This window comes from Nitrospira sp. BLG_1 (assembly GCF_047338595.1).
Lineage (GTDB): Bacteria > Nitrospirota > Nitrospiria > Nitrospirales > Nitrospiraceae > Nitrospira_D.
The window spans coordinates 1-15,458 of record NZ_JBLFBO010000003.1; the positions used below are offsets into that span (position 1 = coordinate 1).

The window sequence follows — 15,458 nt, forward strand, 5'->3', positions numbered from 1 at the left end:
CTCCAGACCTCAGATCATAGGGTGAAGACGTCCACTTTTTCGAGCTTACCTCAGTTTTCCTCGCGCAAGAAGATGGACGTGGTGCTGCGCCTGTTGCGGGGTGACGATCTCGATATGGTCTCGCGGGAAGCCGGGATCACCGCCGCGACGGTGTCGGCGTGGCGGGACCAGTTCCTGGCGAGTGGCCAAGCCGGGTTGAAGAGTCGGGCCGGTGATGGCCGCGAAGACGAACTCGCTCGGTTGAAAGCCTTGGTTGGAGACTTGACGATGCGGCTGGAACTGTCGCGGGAAGCGGTTCAGCGGCTGCGGGGTGGCACCCCTTTGGCCACCGGGAGGTCGACGCGATGAGCCACACCCCGTCGCCTTCCACGCATCGTCCGTATGGTGTGGTCCGGGTCTGTCAGGAATGGGGCCTGAGTCGATCCTCGTTTTTGCCCAGCCGGGCCGTCGGGTGTCACTGCCCCGTGAGCCGACGAAACGGGGCCCGAAGACCGCGTACACGGATGAAGTGCTCACCGTGCATATTCGCCACGTGCTGGCCACCTCGCCATTTCTTGGGGAGGGGCATCGCAAAGTGTGGGCACGACTACGGGCGCAGGGGATTCGCACGTCCAAACCCCGCGTGCTCCGACTCATGCGGCAGGCCGACCTCTTGGCTCCCAGCCGGGTACCGCGCGTCGTGGGGCCGCGAGTTCACGATGGCACGATTATCACCGAGCGCCCAAATCAGATGTGGGGCACCGATGCAACCAGCACGGTGACGGTAGCGGACGGCGCCGTCACGGTCTTCATCGGGGTGGATCATTGTACGCTCGAAGGGATCGGCATCCATGCGGCGAAGCGGGCCACCCGCTTCGAGGCCTTAGAACCGATTCGCCAAGGGGTGCGCCAGCAGTTCGGGGCCGTCTCTGCCGGCATCGCGGCGGGTCTGCAGGTGCGACATGATCATGGCAGTCAATATATGAGTGACGACTTTCAGGCTGAACTCCGATTCCTGGGCATCACATCCAGTCCGGCGTTTGTCCGTGCCCCAGAAGGCAACGGCGTGGCAGAGCGGTTCATTCGGACGCTGAAAGAGCAACTCTTATGGGTGCACACGTTCCAGACGGTGGAGGAGCTCCGCCAGGCGCTCCTCAACTGGTTGCCGCTATATAATGAGCAGTGGTTGGTCGAGCGGCATGGGTTCCGCTCACCACGCCAGGTCCGTCGGGACCTGCTGGTTACCTCGGAGGCCGCGTGACAAGGTCGATCATCGAGGAGTGGGGGCATCTTGTGAAGTGGCCCTCAAAACACGACGCCCACAGTGGGCTCAGGATCGCCGATCACCGAACACTGAGACCCACAGGTCGGGGCGAATACGGCTATAACCGTGTCCAAGAAATCGAGAGCGGTACAAGTCCCCCGTTCAATACTGTCAATGTGGTGATGAGGTTCGCAGTAGAGGAACGTCGATGGCGTTTATCCGTTGCCAACAATTTCGAAAAGAATTTGAATGGGCGGCTGGACTTGCAAGAACAGGGAGATCACCGAAGGAGTTTATCCGTGCGCAATAGTACGATAAAACGATAAAGAGCGCACGGGTCAACCGAAGGTTGGTATGGTGGCGGTGACCCGGATTGAACGGGTGACCCGCGGCTTATGAGTCCGCTGCTCTACCAACTGAGCTACACCGCCACGTCAGAGCCGAACAGAGCCCCTGATGATAGCCGAAGTCGGTTGTTGGTGTCCACCGCTGGGATGACAGAATGTTTCATTCCGTCTGGATGCTGTGATCTCAAACCTGATATGGTCCCGTGTGAAGAGGAGACGAGAGATAGTATGTCGATTGGAAATGCCCGTGCTGTGGTTATCACTGGGGCGTCGACTGGTATCGGGGCGGCCTGTGCGTTCCATCTTGATCGATCAGGATTCACTGTTTATGCCGGGGTGCGGAAGCCGGAGGATGGAGCGAGACTGCAACAGTCTGGCTCCGATCGACTTATCCCGATCTTGCTTGATGTGACCGATCAGCCATCCATTCAGCGCGCTCTCACGATTGTTGCAGAGCAATGTGGGGCGAAGGGTTTGTATGGGCTTGTGAATAATGCCGGGATTGCAGTGCCGGCGCCGCTCGAAGCCATTCCGCTTCCTGATTTTCGGCGGCAACTTGACGTGAATGTGATTGGACAGCTCGCCGTCACGCAAGCGTTTCTTCCGCTGATCCGTCAGGCCCGTGGTCGCATTGTCAACATGGGCTCGATCGCAGGCCGTTCCACGATTCCGATGATGGGAGCCTATTCTGCCTCGAAGTTCGCCCTGGAGGCGATGACGGATGCCTTGAGACTGGAGGTGCAACCATGGGGCATCCACGTGTCGATTATCGAGCCTGGTGCGATCACAACCCCGATCTGGACAAAGTCTGCCGACGATGCCGCCGGGCGAGAAGCGAGTATGGAGGCGGAGCTGAAAAGACTCTATGAACCGACGGTGGCGGCAGTCCGAAAGGTGGTGGACGAGGCGGCGACGCGAGCGATTCCGGCGGACGTTGTCGCGAAGATAGTTGAGGAGGCCCTGACGGCTCCTGTACCCAAGACCCGCTACTTGGTCGGCACGGATGCAAAGATTCGTGCGTTCCTCGGGCAAATTCTTCCGGACCGGATCATGGACCGCCTTCTCACGGCCGTCCTCAAGCTCCCTCACTGACTCCCTGGCGTTGGTTTCGCGAGTCGAATCCCAAGATCTTGCTTTGAGATGTCGAATGAAAAGCGGAGCTGGAGCGCGAGATATTTTTGCACAAGTCCCGCTCGATCGAGGGGCTGATCTTGTTCGTGATAGACGGCGAATTCCATGTTGCGCCAGCGTACGGCGAGGCCGATGATCCAATCCAATTCGGTCGGGCTGGCCTGGTTTCCCGCATCTCGATCCGTAAACATATTCACGTCGCCATAGAGCACGAGCTTGTTCTTGTAGAGATCGAGGTCGGCATGGGCGACATACCGGAAGAGTGCTCGGCCGGTATTGTCGGGTCTGGCGAAATAATTCCTGTTATGAAAGAGCCAGCCGGCTCCGGCGTAGACCGTCAGATTTTGATTGGGGAACATCCGGCTCCAGCCTGACATATCCTGAACCGCCTGGAATTTGGCGGTGACCAGACCATCGGCATATTCTTGTGTGAGGCCTTTCCGATCGATCGGGATATCGCGTTCGTATTGGAGACGCCAATTGACGTGGCCGAGCACGCCGGTGAGGGCATAGGTCCCGTCCCATTCGCTGAGTTCGATCCAACCGTTTGTCCGGTCGGAGAAAAAATTCTGGTCCGTATAGAACGTCAGGTATTGCTTGTAGAGATCGGTCTCCAGGTGGAGCATATGGCGCATTCCCACCAAACCGGTATTGTCGGGCCTAGCGGTGAACGTACGATTCGACGCGAAGGCACTGGCGAGAAGATATCCGGCAAAGATCGACTCTTCGGCCTCTCGACCATTGGGATCATCCATGGAGGGGAGCGGACGTCCGTACTTTTCAAGGGCCAATGCCTGTGGGGGATTGAGCAAGAGGAGGAGGCTAAGTCCGAGGCTCATGCCGAGGGTTGTCGCTGTACGGAAAATGAGCGAGGTCATGGGCACCACGATGATACGGGATCAGTCGAAATCTTCCGCTACTGACAGGAATCAAAAATGTCTTCACAGTCGTTGGAGGCATCAAATGTTGGAGGGACAAAACGGTAGTGAACATCCACGACACGATCATCAATCAGGATGACGGTGGCCCAACAGCCATGGCGAATGGTTGCAAAGCTCCCTTTCCCAACCGGCCGAGACTCTTCCAGTATCGGGGCTTCTCGGTAGTATCGCAGAAAAGTTCGTTCACCGTCTGAGGTTTCCTTGTGGGGCGTCCCGGCACAGGCAAGGATCGATGACTTAGATTTTCCCACCATACGCTGTTGATTGGGGTATTCGCCAACATGGGCAGGGGTGCTGCAACCTGCCAGCCATATCTGCACGAAGCCCAGGAGCATCAATGCGAGAAGATTCTGCCGCATCATGGCAGCCATTGTTGTTGGGGGATAACAATGGAAAAGCAACCACGTTGAAGGTGCATTCGAAACAACGCACGAACGGTGTGAAAAGCCACTGAGTCGATCAACCGACCAGGTCTGGATTGAGGCGGGTCATCGGTTTCACTGAGATGGCCTTGATCTCGTTGTAGACAATGGTGCGGCCAACTTGGCGGAGGCGATTGAAGACACCTTCCACGATCACTTGATCCCCTTCATGCACTTCGAGCTGGCCAAGGCTGACGACCTTGAGGGTGCCGGCTTGATCTTGGAGGAGGAATCCGTAGGCTGGCTGTCCCTGGCGATTGGTTGCCAGCTGGACATTCATGACTTTGCCGGTGACGACGACGTCCTGATGATCGTATTGCTCCGGGTGCGCCAATAGTTCCGCAATCTCAATCAGACCGCTTGCGAGAGCCGTCGTTGTGCCTGGTGACCCAGGTGTAAGCACACACAACATGAAGAGGAAAAGAAACCCGGCCAGAGAGGTTACAAACGGTTGTCGACTAATGCCTTGTGTCTTCATGGCTGGGGGTAATTATACCGAACCGCCGGTGATTGGCAAGATCGAAAGTTCACCATTTGTCGGATGACCGGCCGCTCACATCCTCTCCGATAAAGTTATGGAGAATATGCCGTTGAAAGTCGGTGAGTTCCCCCTGACCGGACTCTGGTGCCGGAGTGGGAAGTTCGCCGGCCTTGGGTGTGGGCATCGATCGTTTCAGTAACTCCTCGTCCAACGCGGCGTTGCTGGTATCCAGATCCTTTTGAATTGAGACCAGCCGTTGGAGACCGAATAAGGTTCGGGTCGTTTCTGTATGAATCGCGTTGGAACTGGCGCCATACACGAGCGAATTCCAGAACTTGGTCTCCGTCGCTTCCGATATTCCCATCATCGCATAGAGTTCAAGTTTTTCAATCAGTGCGGATTCTGTACCTTCCAGTCCGTCGTACGTGGCAATCGACCGCTCAATCGGAGTCTGGGAGAGGGTACGCAGGGTGGCTTGCCACATCTCGGGTGACGGAACGGGCGATCCGCTTACCGAGGTGTCTGAACACCTGGCTTGAGTGGCCAGCAGATATTGGGAGAGGAATTTGACCTTGCGTGCGGCAAGAGTTCCGGCCGGAATACCCCAGATGTGGCCGATCTCGTGGTCTTGCAGTGTGGTCGAGTCGGAGGTCCGACGTTCGCGTTCTGCCAAGGCCAGGCGCTTTCTGAATCGTTCAGCAAAACGAAGCTGCATCTGCATTTCGACGACCAAACGATGCTTTTGGTACTCCTCAGCGCCAATTTCGTTCTTCTCCCACTGTTGTTCCAGGATCCGTAACGTCGTGGACGGGACTGCGGAACGAGCCTGTGCGCTGAGCGCCGCGATCGTTTCCGATGAGACGCCTCGATCGGTGAGGAGAACGGAGGCCCGGGCGGCGAATGCGGAGGCCGTCTTGATGAGATGTTCGAGGGCGACACATTGCAACCAGGTTCGCTCTCGTCGGAGTCTGGCTCGTCGGCGGTATTCGTTCCGGCGGTCGACCATGGCCATGATGGATTCCTGGGTCATGGTCGTGACGGGTTTCTTGCCGGAGACACAGCGAGGGTCCGGTCGATCTGCCACCATAAACAGGATTTCGTCCTGCGTGACATCGAGATATTGCAACAGCAGCAGTCGGAGGATAATCCGTCCCTGAATCGGCAGGTTGGCGATCGCCTCCTCAATGATATCAACCGTAAGGGGAGAAGATGCGAGTGTTGGTGTCATGGTGTTCCGGTTAGCTGATACAGAAAAAAGATGATGACCTTTTAGTGCGGTGTTCTGTTGTGGTCCGTTGATCCGGCAGCGATGTCGCTATGCCGTACCGGCTTTCTGTTGAGAAGCCTGCTCCAGCTGACGTGCGACATATTCCCGAACATCCTGGATCGTCCCGCTGATGAACATCTCACGTGGAATTTCCACCTGGACAAGGCGGGAAGGATCGATCCCCTTGTCCCGGGCATACTGCTCATCGATATACAGACTGACCGAGCCATCGGGAAAACGCAGAGCATAGAGGGAAGTCGTGTCAGCCATGGCCACTCACTTTCTTGAGCCTGCTGTCTGTACAGGTACCATAGGGTTCGTCGAACTGTCAAAACTACGGGCTGACGTCTATTCATGCTGGGTGAGCGGGGGTACTTTCCTTAGGGTAATGAGATCGTCGCTGAAAAACAAAGGGCCTTCGGTCGGGTGACCGAAGGCCCTCGTCCATACGGATATTCCTGGCACTTAGCCGCCGAGCGTATCGAGCGTTTCCTTAAGACTTCTGCGGACGCAGGTGAAGATCGGGGTATCCCGCAAGGTATATCGTGATCCTTCCGTCTCCCGTAGGGCCATCACCAAGTCAAGGAAATCTTCCGGCTTGTCGCTTTCAAACGCGACGACCCATTCCTGATCATCCAATCCAAACGAATAGGTGGTGTTCAGCTTCACTGAGGGAAAGCGATGACCCACTTCGATATGCTCGTCCATCATACCCTGGCGAGCCGCTTTGGTCAGAAGGAACCACTCACGTGTTTTGAGAAAGGGATACACAAAGATGTATTTGCTTTTCCCTGGCACGACCGTCAGCCGCTTCCCTTCCTGTCCCGCATGTGAATGGTTGTCGACATAGATGGATCGCTTGGTCATGGCCAAATACGAGTAGGGAGTCGAGAGATACTGCCCAAGGCCGGAGGCCAGCATCTTGGCGCTCATATCCTGAAACAGATCGAGATCGTAGCTGATGCGCCACAGCATAAAGTCACAATCCCCTCGGATCCCGACGGTGGAATAGGGGACGACCAACACTTTGCCGTTAAAATCTTCGACCGCACGCAAGAACTCCTGTTTGCCCTGAGTGCGCACATCCTCTGGGAGCCGTCGCCATGCCGGGTCCACTTTGTAGAACGCAAAATTGACGAACTGACGCCGAGGTGGTGTTGGCGTAGAAGGGGGGGTCTCCGGAGTCGACATTACAAAGCTCCTTTAGTAAATTGAGAGGCAGTACTCTTTGTAGTTTTCTTTCGTTTAGCATTTCCCCTTCCGTGTTGTCAACCGGAGGACCAGGCGTGAGGCATCGATTGACAAGGCCAAATCGTTCTGTGCCCCGCTGGCAGATGGGGGTTTTGGCTTCTGCGGTACTTGGACAGACTGTCACAGGCCTGCTGAGTTTCATCGGCCTTGCGGCTGCGATCGAGGTGAGTCCGACGCCGACCCCCATTCAACTCGCATTGGATCGGGGAAAACAAGCCGCGGCGCAGCAACGCTCGCCCGAAACCTTGTATGCTCGCTTCGGGAATGCCGATCCCGCACAGCCTGAAGGCTTTCTCCTGACGAAGCTCGGAGGGTTGTCGGTGTTGGCCGCTCATATGGCGTTACGAGGACTTGAACCGAGCACGGCCGATGTCGCCCACGTAATCGAGGCCTCCACCATGCTTGTCAGCGCGACGATCGTCGGAGAGCGTCCGGATTTTGCCGTGAACAGTTACATGGTTCTTGATCAAGAGGGGAGAACGATCAAGCCGTTCACGGTGCGAGCCGACAGCCAAGCCGAGCGCCGGGCAACGTGGCCTGAGTCGCAGAAATTTCTCGCCAAAATTGTAGCGACATTCCGCTACAATGATTTCGACTCAAACGCCAGGACGACGATCACGATCTTTCCGGCCGGTGGAGGAGAGGTCCGTGTCGTGGTTGATTTTGCTCACATTGAATAGGGACTCCTCACGGCCTATGCCCACGGTTACTTCATCCGCTCGTACGTGTATAGCCGAAACCATTGCCATTGGTTCGGAGTTGCTGGTCGGGGGGCGGGCCGATAGTAACTCATTATTCATCGCGGAGGCTCTTGCCGCGATCGGTGTGGAAGTCCGGTCTAAATCCATTGTTGGTGATGATGAGGGTGATATTGGGCATGCACTCATGATCGCCCGGCAACGGGCCGGCATTGTGATCATGACGGGAGGGCTTGGCCCTACGGTTGATGATTGTACTCGAGAGGCCGTTGCAGCGGTGACGGGCTCCCGTCTGGCTCGCCGCAAAGAAGCGTTTGAGGGCATGAAGGCGCGATTGGCGCAGTGGGGAAGAGTGCCGAATCGGGGGCAGTTGCGACAAGCGCTGATTCCCGCCAACGCCATGGTCTTGCCCAATCCGGTCGGGTCTGCACCAGGATTTGCCCTTCCCTGGAAGGGGACGTACATCGTGACACTGCCGGGTGTACCGAGTGAAATGCGGGCCATGATGCAGGAGACGGTCATCCCCTTGATCGTGGACCGACTGAAACAATCGAAGCACGCACGGCCTCACCCCATCAGCCGGGTGATCTTTCAGACCTGGGGATTGCCGGAGGCTGAAGTGGATACCAAATTACAGGGAGTGGTTTCCAAGCGGGAACCGATCGCATTGGGGCTGCTGGCTTCGCCAAATGGGGTACTCGTGTCGTTGACGACGAGCGCCCGGCGTTCGGTCAAGGCGCACGTGCTCACGTCGAAAATCGAAGAGGTGCGTCGGCGCTTGGCGGAGTGGATCTATGCTGTAGGACAGGACACGATGGAAGAGGTCGTCGGGCGATTATTGGTTGAACAGCACCGCACGATCGCGGTTGCCGAGTCCTGCACCGGCGGGTTGATCGGCCATCGGCTCACCATGGTGCCGGGATCCTCTGTCTATGTCGATCGGGGCGCGATTTGTTATAGCAACCAAGCCAAAACGGAGATGCTCGGGGTACCGGCAAACCTCATCGCCCAACATGGAGCCGTCAGTCGAGAAGTGGCGCAAGCCATGGCGACGGGGATGCGAGAACGGGCTGGGGTGTCGGTGGCTTTGTCGGTCACGGGCATTGCCGGACCAGGAGGAGCCACGGAGACCAAGCCGGTCGGCTTGGTCTATATCGGACTCGACGGAGGAGCGGGCGAGCCGCTCACGAAAGAATTCCGGTTCCATGGCGATCGTTCGGTCATTAAACAACGCGCTGCGCAAGCGGCACTGGATATGCTGCGTCGGTGGTTGATCCAGAGAGGGTAGCCCGCATTATTCATAAACGCTTCTGCTATAACAACATTCGTCGCTCGTCGTTCGTGAAGCGTCTCGGTCAAGGGTTTCAAGTTTGAGGTTTCATGTTTCAGGTTGTCCGGAAACGTGGAGCCTGAAACTTGGAACTTGAAACTCCCCGAGGCAATTTCACTACGAACCGTTATGAATAATGAGGGTAAGCATGATTCGCACTTTTCTCGCCGTCGAACTCAGTGAGGACCTTCGCAAGCAGATCGCATTGGTGCAACAAGATTTGCAAGTACGGCTCGGCGGCGAGTCGTCAAAATCAGTCCGGATCGCCTGGGTACAGCCATCGTCCATTCATCTCACCTTGAGGTTTCTCGGCGATACGGATGAACAGGTACTCGAGCCGATGCGAGAAGCCATGGCGACCATCCGGAGATCCCATCCGACCATTCAGGTTCCCATCGATCGGCTCCAGGCCTTCCCCAATCTTCGGCAGCCACGGGTGCTGTGGGGCGGCCCATCTGAGCCATGGCTGAAGGGTGATGTAGCCAAACAGTTGACGGCATTGCATCGGGAGATCGAATCCTGTTGCCGGTCTCTCGGTTTTGTGACGGAGGACAAACCCTTTACACCACACCTCACCGTGGCACGGATCAAGACCGGCGATCGAGAGGTCGGGCAGAGGCTCGTTCAAAGCGGTGCCTGTGATCGTGCACTCTCTGTCGGTGTCATCACCGTCGGGCCGCTGGTCTTGATGAAGAGCAAACTTCGTCCGACCGGACCGGTCTATACGAAGCTGTGGGAAGTAGCGTGAGGGAGCTGAACCTTCTGCTTGTCTGATTTGGAAGCCACAGGTGCACGTTAAGGCTCAAGGAGCGGAATCAGCGTCTGGTGGCCTTGTTGCTGAGCCAAGTCGACCGGGCGTTCTCCCGAGGTCATTCTGGCCTGCTTATCTGCACCATGTCGAAGGAGAAGGCTGACGATCTCCTGATCGCCTCGATAGGCTGCGACGTGCAAGAGTGTTGCGCCACCGATCTGCACTTGTTCATTCACCTGCGCACCTTTCTCTAAGAGCAACGCCACCATCTCTCGCTGTCCCTCTTGGACTGCAATGGAAAGCGGCGTGATGCCGTCCTGGCTTCTGGGATTCGCCGCTGCACCCCGTTCGAGCAGCAGCGCTACCACGGGTCTCCGTCCATACTTGGCGGCGAGGTGGAGCGGGGTGATCCCACGCGCATCGGCTGATTCTGTATTGATGCCTTGTCCAAGAAAGGTCTCCACTCGGAGCAGATTCCCATCCGCCGCGGCTCGGCGGAGTTGCTCTTCCGGTGATGTGGTGCAGCCACTGATCAACAGCAGTGCAAGAGACCAGAGGACTCGTTTCCAATTCAGTGTATCCGACGTCATTTCATTCGCTCTTGGTTTCTAGAGGTGCGATTACAGAGAGTTCCGAGCCTCTTCACACGGTTTCAGCGTATGGCAGCCGCATGCCGGGGATTGCAGTCGACGCATTCATGAATACTGTGGGCTACAGTTTCAGGATCGCATAGAGTGTGCGATGGCCTTGTTGACGAGCAAGATCGAGCGGGTGTTCACCCGATTGTGTCTTCGCACGTTTGTTTCCTCCATGCTTGAGCAGGAGCGTCACGAGCTCTCGATTGCCATGATAGGCACCCAGATGCAAGGGGGTTTTCCCGTCCGCGGTCTGCGCGTTGATCGCCGCGCCTTTTTTCAAGAGGAGGGCGGCCATCTCGCGATAGCCTGCTGCGGTTGCGATGTGGAGGGGGGTCGCGCCGTCAGGCGTGGATTGGTTGACCAAGGCGCCTTTTTCTAAAAGGAGTGTCGCGACGTCCCGGTGGTTGTTTTGCACGGCAAGGAAGAGCGGCGTCGCTCGGTTTCGTGCCTGTTGATTGATGGCGGCTTTCTTTTTCAGCAGCAGCGTCACCACCTCCCGATGGCCGTTTTGCGCGGCAACGTGGAGTGGGGTCACACCGTTCTGGACCGATTGATTCACAAGCGCACCACGTTCGAGCAAAAGTTCCACGATGGCGCGATGTCCGTTTTGTGCCGCGACTAACAGTGGTGTCGCCCCATCCGTCATGGCCTGGTTCACGGCGGCGCCTTGTTCGAGGAGCAGTGACACGGTTGGGAGATGGCCATTCTGGGCAGCGACGAACAGCGGCGTTGACCCGTCAGCCAAGCTCAGCTTCGCGTTGGTCCCATGTTGAAGCAGTAGCTCCACGACCGTGTGCTGGCCTCGTTGTGCCGCGATGAAGAGTGGCGTCACACCGTCTTCCGCAGCTTGATTTGCGTCGGCCTTATGGCGGAGCAAGAGGGCCACGATGTCTCGATAGCCGTTCTGCGCGGCGATGAAAAGCGGCGTCACACCTGTGGTGGTAGCAAGATTCGCGGTGGCTCCGTTATTGAGTAACAAGGCGGCCACCTCCGGATGGCCATTCTGTGCCGCAATGTAAAGCGGGGTGGCTCCGTCGCTGGTCACGTGATTGACCGGTGCGGCTTTGCGCAGCAAGTATGTCACCACGTCGCGATGCCCGTTCCAGGCGGCCGCATGCAGGGCGGTCGTCCCCTGCGCATTGGCCGCGCTGACATCTGCTCCGTCCTCGACGAGTTTCTTGATCTGGGGAAGCTGCCCATCCATGGCGGCTGTTAGTAGGGTTTCATCCACTGGTCGCATGGCCAGGAGCAGCGGCAGCAGGGCACAGAGGGTGCAGAGTGTGATCTGTCGCGAGGTCATGTCAGTCTCCAAATTGGTGAGAGTAGAGGAAGGGGATTATGAACTAACTGGATTGCTTCCTTCCAGTCCTCTCTGCCATCGCGGAGCGTCAGGCGAGTCGATGTACAAACCAGGCTCAATGGGACGGGCTGGATGTCAGGAGGCCAAGGGGGGATAGTCGCTGTAGCCGTCTGGTCCACCTCCATACAGGCGATCGTAGTTTACCGCATTGAGTGGAGCCTGTTGTGCAAAGTGCTCGACGAGGTCCGGATTGGCGATGTAGGGACGTCCGTAGACGATGGCGTCAGCGGCTCCTCGTGCAAGTGTCGATTCGCCACTCTCGCGGGTGTAACTCCCGTTGCTCATGAGGACGCCCTGGAACTGTCGTCGGGCGATTTCCAAGATGGCTTGTTCCGCAGGCAGCGCATGATTCTCGTGTCGGATTTCAAGGAAGGCGATCTTTCTCCGGCTCAATTCCTGCGCCACATAGGTCACGAGAGCTTCGGGTTGGCTGTCGACCATGTCATTAAACGGGACGAGCGGTGAAATTCGCACCGCGACACATTCTGCACCCCAGACACTGATCGCACTGTCGGTTATCTCCAATAGAAACCGAGCCCGGTTGGGTATTGAGCCGCCATAGGCATCCGTGCGTGCGTTGACGCCATCGCGGAGAAAGTTATCGATCAAATACCCGTGGGCACCATGGATCTGTATCCCGTCGAAGCCAGCCTGTTTGGCGTTCTGTGCAGCAAGTGTGAACATCGCCACATAGCGTGGGATCTCCTCGGTGCGGAGAGCGCGAGGGATTTCATAGGGCTGGTCACCCTGAGGGGTGTGGGTCGTCTCATTGCGGATGGCTTTGGCGCTGCTCGAAACCGGCTGCTCGCCCTCGTTCAACAACGAGTGCGCGGCACGCCCAGGATGCCAGATCTGCAGGAAGATCCGGCCGCCTTTGGCATGGACCGCCTCCGTCACCCGTTTCCAGCCGGCTACATGTGCAGGGCTGTATATGCCACCTTCACCCATGAAGGCACAAGCATGGGCATCGACCATCGTACATTCCGTCATGATGAGGCCGCTCGACGCACGTTGTGAGTAGTAGTCCACCATCATGTCGTTGGGGATGTGTGTCGCGCCGGCTCGTGCACGGGTGAGGGGAGCCATGACGATCCGGTTGGGTAAGAGGAGTTCTCCAACTTGGAGCGGGGTGAACAATGTCGGCATGGGTGGTCCTTTGCTTGATGGGTCAATCGTTCGCGGGAGAACTTATAAGTGAGCCAGCCGGAGAGTCAAGCTAATAGAGAGAACCGCGCGGACGAGTGGTGAGCGGGCGGTGCGGCTTTTCTGACCAGTGTCTGCTTCGATGTGCAGCGGTGGGTCACGTAGCGAGGCAAAGCTGAAGCGGTAGGTTACATGATGTGGGACGGTAGATGCTGCTGTTGAGACAGCATGGCCATAGTACTTTCAGGCGGAAATCAAAAAGAATCGTGCAGCGGCCGCTGGTCGGCCTAATAACCTGCCGTCATCAGAGCGAACACCACAATGGCGACAATGACGATTCCGATGGCGATCAGCATGAGCGGCGGATCTTTGCCAAACATTCCAGGCATGGGCTTCCTCTTGTAGGCGTATGACTCACCCTAATCCTTCTTGTTGTTGGGTGTCCAGCCGTAATCAGAAAAGACTCCCGGTCTCTTCATATGTATTCATTGCATCGTGACGACAGGGACGATCAGGGCGTCGCTACGGGCTTTCCTTTAGCGGGTAGTTGGAAATGGCTTTCTGCCGGGTCTGTTCTTTCTTGTTGGCCAAGTAGAGATGCCGGATATACCAGGTGTAGAGCAACACCAGCAGCACAAAGTTGGGAATGAGGACGGCAGGTGTCGTCCATTGCCACCCGTCGAATTTCCAGTTGGAGAAGGGCCACAGCACCGGGGTCGGGAAAAAGGCATACGTATGCAAGGGCACGTCGGCCAAGATGTGCAGTCCCCATGCTCCGAGTTCCCAGACCGGTCGTTTCAAGAAGAGCCACACGAAGACAAAGACGACGAGAAAGACGACGAAACTATGGGTGCAATTGTAGAGTTGATGGACATAGTGCGGAATCGTCGATTCCGGAGGAGTGCCGTGACTAAAGTCGGGCTTCAGCGAGAAGCCGAACGCGGCTGCGATGTACAGGACTCCGAATGAAAAAAGATCGGGCGCCATGCCGATGGCGAATGCCAGCCCGAAACTCCATCGGCTCTTGCGGCCAAACGTAATCGAACCCCAGAGGCCATGAGAGATGAAGTCCATCAAATCCTTTCACGGAAGCGTTACGGCGATATTCTATCTGGTCGAGTCTCTTCTGGTCCATTGGGGCCGTGGCTCGACGGATCTGGTTTCACGGTGCCGGAGGCAATATCAACGAGCGTATGTTCGGGGTGCAGTTGAAGTACAGGCCGGTCCCACCTGAGATGTAACACAATAGGGTCAGGCAGCTGTTCCTACGGGCTTGAATGTGACGCGGTTCAGGAATTGCCATCCGTGAGAGTGCTCACTTTGTGAGAAATGCGAGGTGCTCCCTATCAAGATGTATCGTTAGCGGGGGGCAGTCGCCTATTAGGCCTGATGGACCGGTTCGCGGAAGAAGTTGGCGGCTTTCAGGAATGTGCGCATGGAGGCGGGGAGCTGCGCGGCCGTGGCCAGGACGACGCCGAGGAGGTCTTTTGCCGCACGGCGATTGGCGGATTGGCGTTCGCGTCGACGATCAAAGGCCTCTGCTCCGCGGAGAATATACTCTTCCGTGAGATAGCCGGTTCGTAACGTCAAGAACGCGCTGCCCATTCCCTGCAACAGCGCATGGACGATCAGATGCATGCCGGGAATGGCCGACATGACCCCGCCGCCGACCGATGCACTTAACGGTGGGAACACATCCTCGAGTTGCATGTCCTCGACACGTTCGGCGATCAGAGCTGCGGCGAGGATTTGTCCGTACATCGTGATCAAAGCAGGAAACGACGGACGAAAGCCGTAATGGATGACGAGCGCACGTACCAGTTTGAGATTGGCATAGGCCAGCATCAGCGCATCAAGACTCCCGTTTTGGATGACGGCGGTGCTCAGGAACGCCAACCGCGCATGATTTTTTACGATCTGGCCTGAACAGGCACGTTTCTCGTCAAGTGCGGCTTTGACTTCCTGCTGCAACCCAACACCGGACCACATCGACTCCTGTAATCGCCTCGTGACTTCTGCGGATAGGCCGCCACTGAGGAGAAAGCGTTTGGCAACGGCTTTGTATTCCTTCTGGGTCACGCTGGCATCGGACACCAGCACGCGCTGAAGCGGGTGCGAGTGCGTTCCGATGACGGACAGCACGGGTTTGATAAGCAGACCATAGATGGCACAGAGGACCAGTGTATAGAACGAGTACTCCAGACTCCAATGGAGGCGGCTGAGGCGTTCTCCGATGTCCAGCACGTTCGAAAGGGCGATCAGGCTTAGGAAGAGCAGGATACCGAGTCCGAGGAACGCCCAGAACGAAGGTTTCCAGTGAGGAATGGGGGTAAGAGGCTGGTCTATTGGATGTGGCATGCAGGCAATTCCCTTGGTCTGCCTTGAGCAGTGGGACAGGCTGATGTAAGACCGTCCAGTGGAGCGTGCATGGACAAGGTCATCCTACCGAATAGAG

General features: G+C 57.1%; 15 protein-coding genes, 1 tRNA gene and 1 pseudogene. 5 read left to right on the forward strand and 12 right to left on the reverse strand.

What is annotated here, in order from left to right:
* Nucleotides 1–21 precede the first annotated feature (21 nt).
* Nucleotides 22–1,240 (forward strand): annotated as a pseudogene (locus tag ACMTNU_RS03995) (IS3 family transposase).
* 358 nt (nucleotides 1,241–1,598) lie between these two features.
* Here ACMTNU_RS03995 and ACMTNU_RS04000 read toward each other — a convergent pair.
* Nucleotides 1,599–1,674 (reverse strand) — tRNA-Met (locus ACMTNU_RS04000).
* Between the two features lie 144 nt (nucleotides 1,675–1,818).
* Between ACMTNU_RS04000 and ACMTNU_RS04005 the strand changes: the two genes are divergently transcribed.
* A complete protein-coding gene (locus ACMTNU_RS04005; RefSeq protein ID WP_413933909.1) occupies nucleotides 1,819–2,682 on the forward strand; it encodes an SDR family oxidoreductase in 864 nt (287 codons plus the stop codon).
* Here the strand turns inward: ACMTNU_RS04005 and ACMTNU_RS04010 are convergent.
* From ACMTNU_RS04010 to ACMTNU_RS04035, 6 genes are all read right to left on the reverse strand, one after another.
* Nucleotides 2,676–3,599, reverse strand: a complete 924-nt coding sequence (locus ACMTNU_RS04010; protein ID WP_413933910.1) for a hypothetical protein — start codon at nucleotides 3,597–3,599, stop codon at nucleotides 2,676–2,678. The genes ACMTNU_RS04005 and ACMTNU_RS04010 overlap by 7 nt on opposite strands.
* A gap of 38 nt (nucleotides 3,600–3,637) precedes the next feature.
* The gene (locus ACMTNU_RS04015; protein ID WP_413933911.1) at nucleotides 3,638–4,024 is read right to left on the reverse strand and encodes a hypothetical protein; all 387 of its coding nucleotides are present in this window, start codon (nucleotides 4,022–4,024) and stop codon (nucleotides 3,638–3,640) included.
* 97 nt (nucleotides 4,025–4,121) lie between these two features.
* Nucleotides 4,122–4,562, reverse strand: a complete 441-nt coding sequence (locus ACMTNU_RS04020) for a hypothetical protein (protein ID WP_413933912.1) — start codon at nucleotides 4,560–4,562, stop codon at nucleotides 4,122–4,124.
* A 49-nt stretch (nucleotides 4,563–4,611) separates the two neighbouring features.
* Nucleotides 4,612–5,793, reverse strand: a complete 1,182-nt coding sequence (locus ACMTNU_RS04025) for a hypothetical protein (RefSeq protein WP_413933913.1) — start codon at nucleotides 5,791–5,793, stop codon at nucleotides 4,612–4,614.
* Between the two features lie 87 nt (nucleotides 5,794–5,880).
* Entirely contained in the window at nucleotides 5,881–6,102 is a 222-nt protein-coding gene (locus tag ACMTNU_RS04030; protein WP_413933914.1) for a hypothetical protein, read from the reverse strand.
* 195 nt (nucleotides 6,103–6,297) lie between these two features.
* Nucleotides 6,298–7,023 carry a chlorite dismutase family protein gene (locus ACMTNU_RS04035; RefSeq protein ID WP_413933915.1) on the reverse strand — a complete coding sequence of 242 codons (726 nt, stop codon included), beginning with the start codon at nucleotides 7,021–7,023 and terminating at the stop codon, nucleotides 6,298–6,300.
* Nucleotides 7,024–7,118: 95 nt separating this feature from the next.
* Here ACMTNU_RS04035 and ACMTNU_RS04040 point away from each other — a divergent pair, with 95 nt between their 5' ends.
* From ACMTNU_RS04040 to thpR, 3 genes are all read left to right on the forward strand, one after another.
* Nucleotides 7,119–7,763: a hypothetical protein gene (locus ACMTNU_RS04040; protein ID WP_413933916.1), complete on the forward strand. Its 645-nt coding sequence runs from the start codon at nucleotides 7,119–7,121 to the stop codon at nucleotides 7,761–7,763.
* Between the two features lie 16 nt (nucleotides 7,764–7,779).
* The gene (locus tag ACMTNU_RS04045) at nucleotides 7,780–9,069 is read left to right on the forward strand and encodes a competence/damage-inducible protein A (protein ID WP_413933917.1); all 1,290 of its coding nucleotides are present in this window, start codon (nucleotides 7,780–7,782) and stop codon (nucleotides 9,067–9,069) included.
* Nucleotides 9,070–9,259: 190 nt separating this feature from the next.
* Nucleotides 9,260–9,859, forward strand: a complete 600-nt coding sequence (gene thpR, locus ACMTNU_RS04050; RefSeq protein WP_413933918.1) for an RNA 2',3'-cyclic phosphodiesterase — start codon at nucleotides 9,260–9,262, stop codon at nucleotides 9,857–9,859.
* Nucleotides 9,860–9,906: 47 nt separating this feature from the next.
* Here the strand turns inward: thpR and ACMTNU_RS04055 are convergent, their stop codons facing one another.
* The 5 genes from ACMTNU_RS04055 to ACMTNU_RS04075 all read right to left on the reverse strand — a co-directional run bounded on the left by ACMTNU_RS04055 (nucleotide 9,907) and on the right by ACMTNU_RS04075 (nucleotide 15,361).
* Complete coding sequence (locus tag ACMTNU_RS04055) at nucleotides 9,907–10,452, reverse strand: ankyrin repeat domain-containing protein (RefSeq protein ID WP_413933919.1); 546 nt, start codon at nucleotides 10,450–10,452, stop codon at nucleotides 9,907–9,909.
* A 121-nt stretch (nucleotides 10,453–10,573) separates the two neighbouring features.
* A complete protein-coding gene (locus tag ACMTNU_RS04060; protein ID WP_413933920.1) occupies nucleotides 10,574–11,800 on the reverse strand; it encodes an ankyrin repeat domain-containing protein in 1,227 nt (408 codons plus the stop codon).
* A gap of 135 nt (nucleotides 11,801–11,935) precedes the next feature.
* Nucleotides 11,936–13,006 carry an alkene reductase gene (locus ACMTNU_RS04065; RefSeq protein WP_413933921.1) on the reverse strand — a complete coding sequence of 357 codons (1,071 nt, stop codon included), beginning with the start codon at nucleotides 13,004–13,006 and terminating at the stop codon, nucleotides 11,936–11,938.
* Nucleotides 13,007–13,525: 519 nt separating this feature from the next.
* On the reverse strand, nucleotides 13,526–14,077 hold the full coding sequence (locus tag ACMTNU_RS04070) for a hypothetical protein (RefSeq protein ID WP_413933922.1): 552 nt from the start codon (nucleotides 14,075–14,077) through the stop codon (nucleotides 13,526–13,528).
* 306 nt (nucleotides 14,078–14,383) lie between these two features.
* The gene (locus ACMTNU_RS04075) at nucleotides 14,384–15,361 is read right to left on the reverse strand and encodes a DUF697 domain-containing protein (protein WP_413933923.1); all 978 of its coding nucleotides are present in this window, start codon (nucleotides 15,359–15,361) and stop codon (nucleotides 14,384–14,386) included.
* Nucleotides 15,362–15,458 lie beyond the last annotated feature (97 nt).

Excerpts from the sequence above, each read along its gene's own strand:
- ACMTNU_RS04060 (WP_413933920.1), bottom strand. The coding sequence starts at position 11,800 with ATGACCTCGCGACAGATCACACTCTGCACCCTCTGTGCCCTGCTGCCG.
- ACMTNU_RS04020 (WP_413933912.1), bottom strand. The coding sequence starts at position 4,562 with ATGAAGACACAAGGCATTAGTCGACAACCGTTTGTAACCTCTCTGGCC.
- thpR (WP_413933918.1), top strand. The coding sequence starts at position 9,260 with ATGATTCGCACTTTTCTCGCCGTCGAACTCAGTGAGGACCTTCGCAAG.
- ACMTNU_RS04030 (WP_413933914.1), bottom strand. The coding sequence starts at position 6,102 with ATGGCTGACACGACTTCCCTCTATGCTCTGCGTTTTCCCGATGGCTCG.
- ACMTNU_RS04045 (WP_413933917.1), top strand. The coding sequence starts at position 7,780 with ATGCCCACGGTTACTTCATCCGCTCGTACGTGTATAGCCGAAACCATT.
- ACMTNU_RS04010 (WP_413933910.1), bottom strand. The coding sequence starts at position 3,599 with ATGACCTCGCTCATTTTCCGTACAGCGACAACCCTCGGCATGAGCCTC.
- ACMTNU_RS04005 (WP_413933909.1), top strand. The coding sequence starts at position 1,819 with ATGTCGATTGGAAATGCCCGTGCTGTGGTTATCACTGGGGCGTCGACT.
- ACMTNU_RS04070 (WP_413933922.1), bottom strand. The coding sequence starts at position 14,077 with ATGGACTTCATCTCTCATGGCCTCTGGGGTTCGATTACGTTTGGCCGC.
- ACMTNU_RS04035 (WP_413933915.1), bottom strand. The coding sequence starts at position 7,023 with ATGTCGACTCCGGAGACCCCCCCTTCTACGCCAACACCACCTCGGCGT.
- ACMTNU_RS04065 (WP_413933921.1), bottom strand. The coding sequence starts at position 13,006 with ATGCCGACATTGTTCACCCCGCTCCAAGTTGGAGAACTCCTCTTACCC.
- ACMTNU_RS04055 (WP_413933919.1), bottom strand. The coding sequence starts at position 10,452 with ATGACGTCGGATACACTGAATTGGAAACGAGTCCTCTGGTCTCTTGCA.
- ACMTNU_RS04015 (WP_413933911.1), bottom strand. The coding sequence starts at position 4,024 with ATGATGCGGCAGAATCTTCTCGCATTGATGCTCCTGGGCTTCGTGCAG.
- ACMTNU_RS04075 (WP_413933923.1), bottom strand. The coding sequence starts at position 15,361 with ATGCCACATCCAATAGACCAGCCTCTTACCCCCATTCCTCACTGGAAA.
- ACMTNU_RS04025 (WP_413933913.1), bottom strand. The coding sequence starts at position 5,793 with ATGACACCAACACTCGCATCTTCTCCCCTTACGGTTGATATCATTGAG.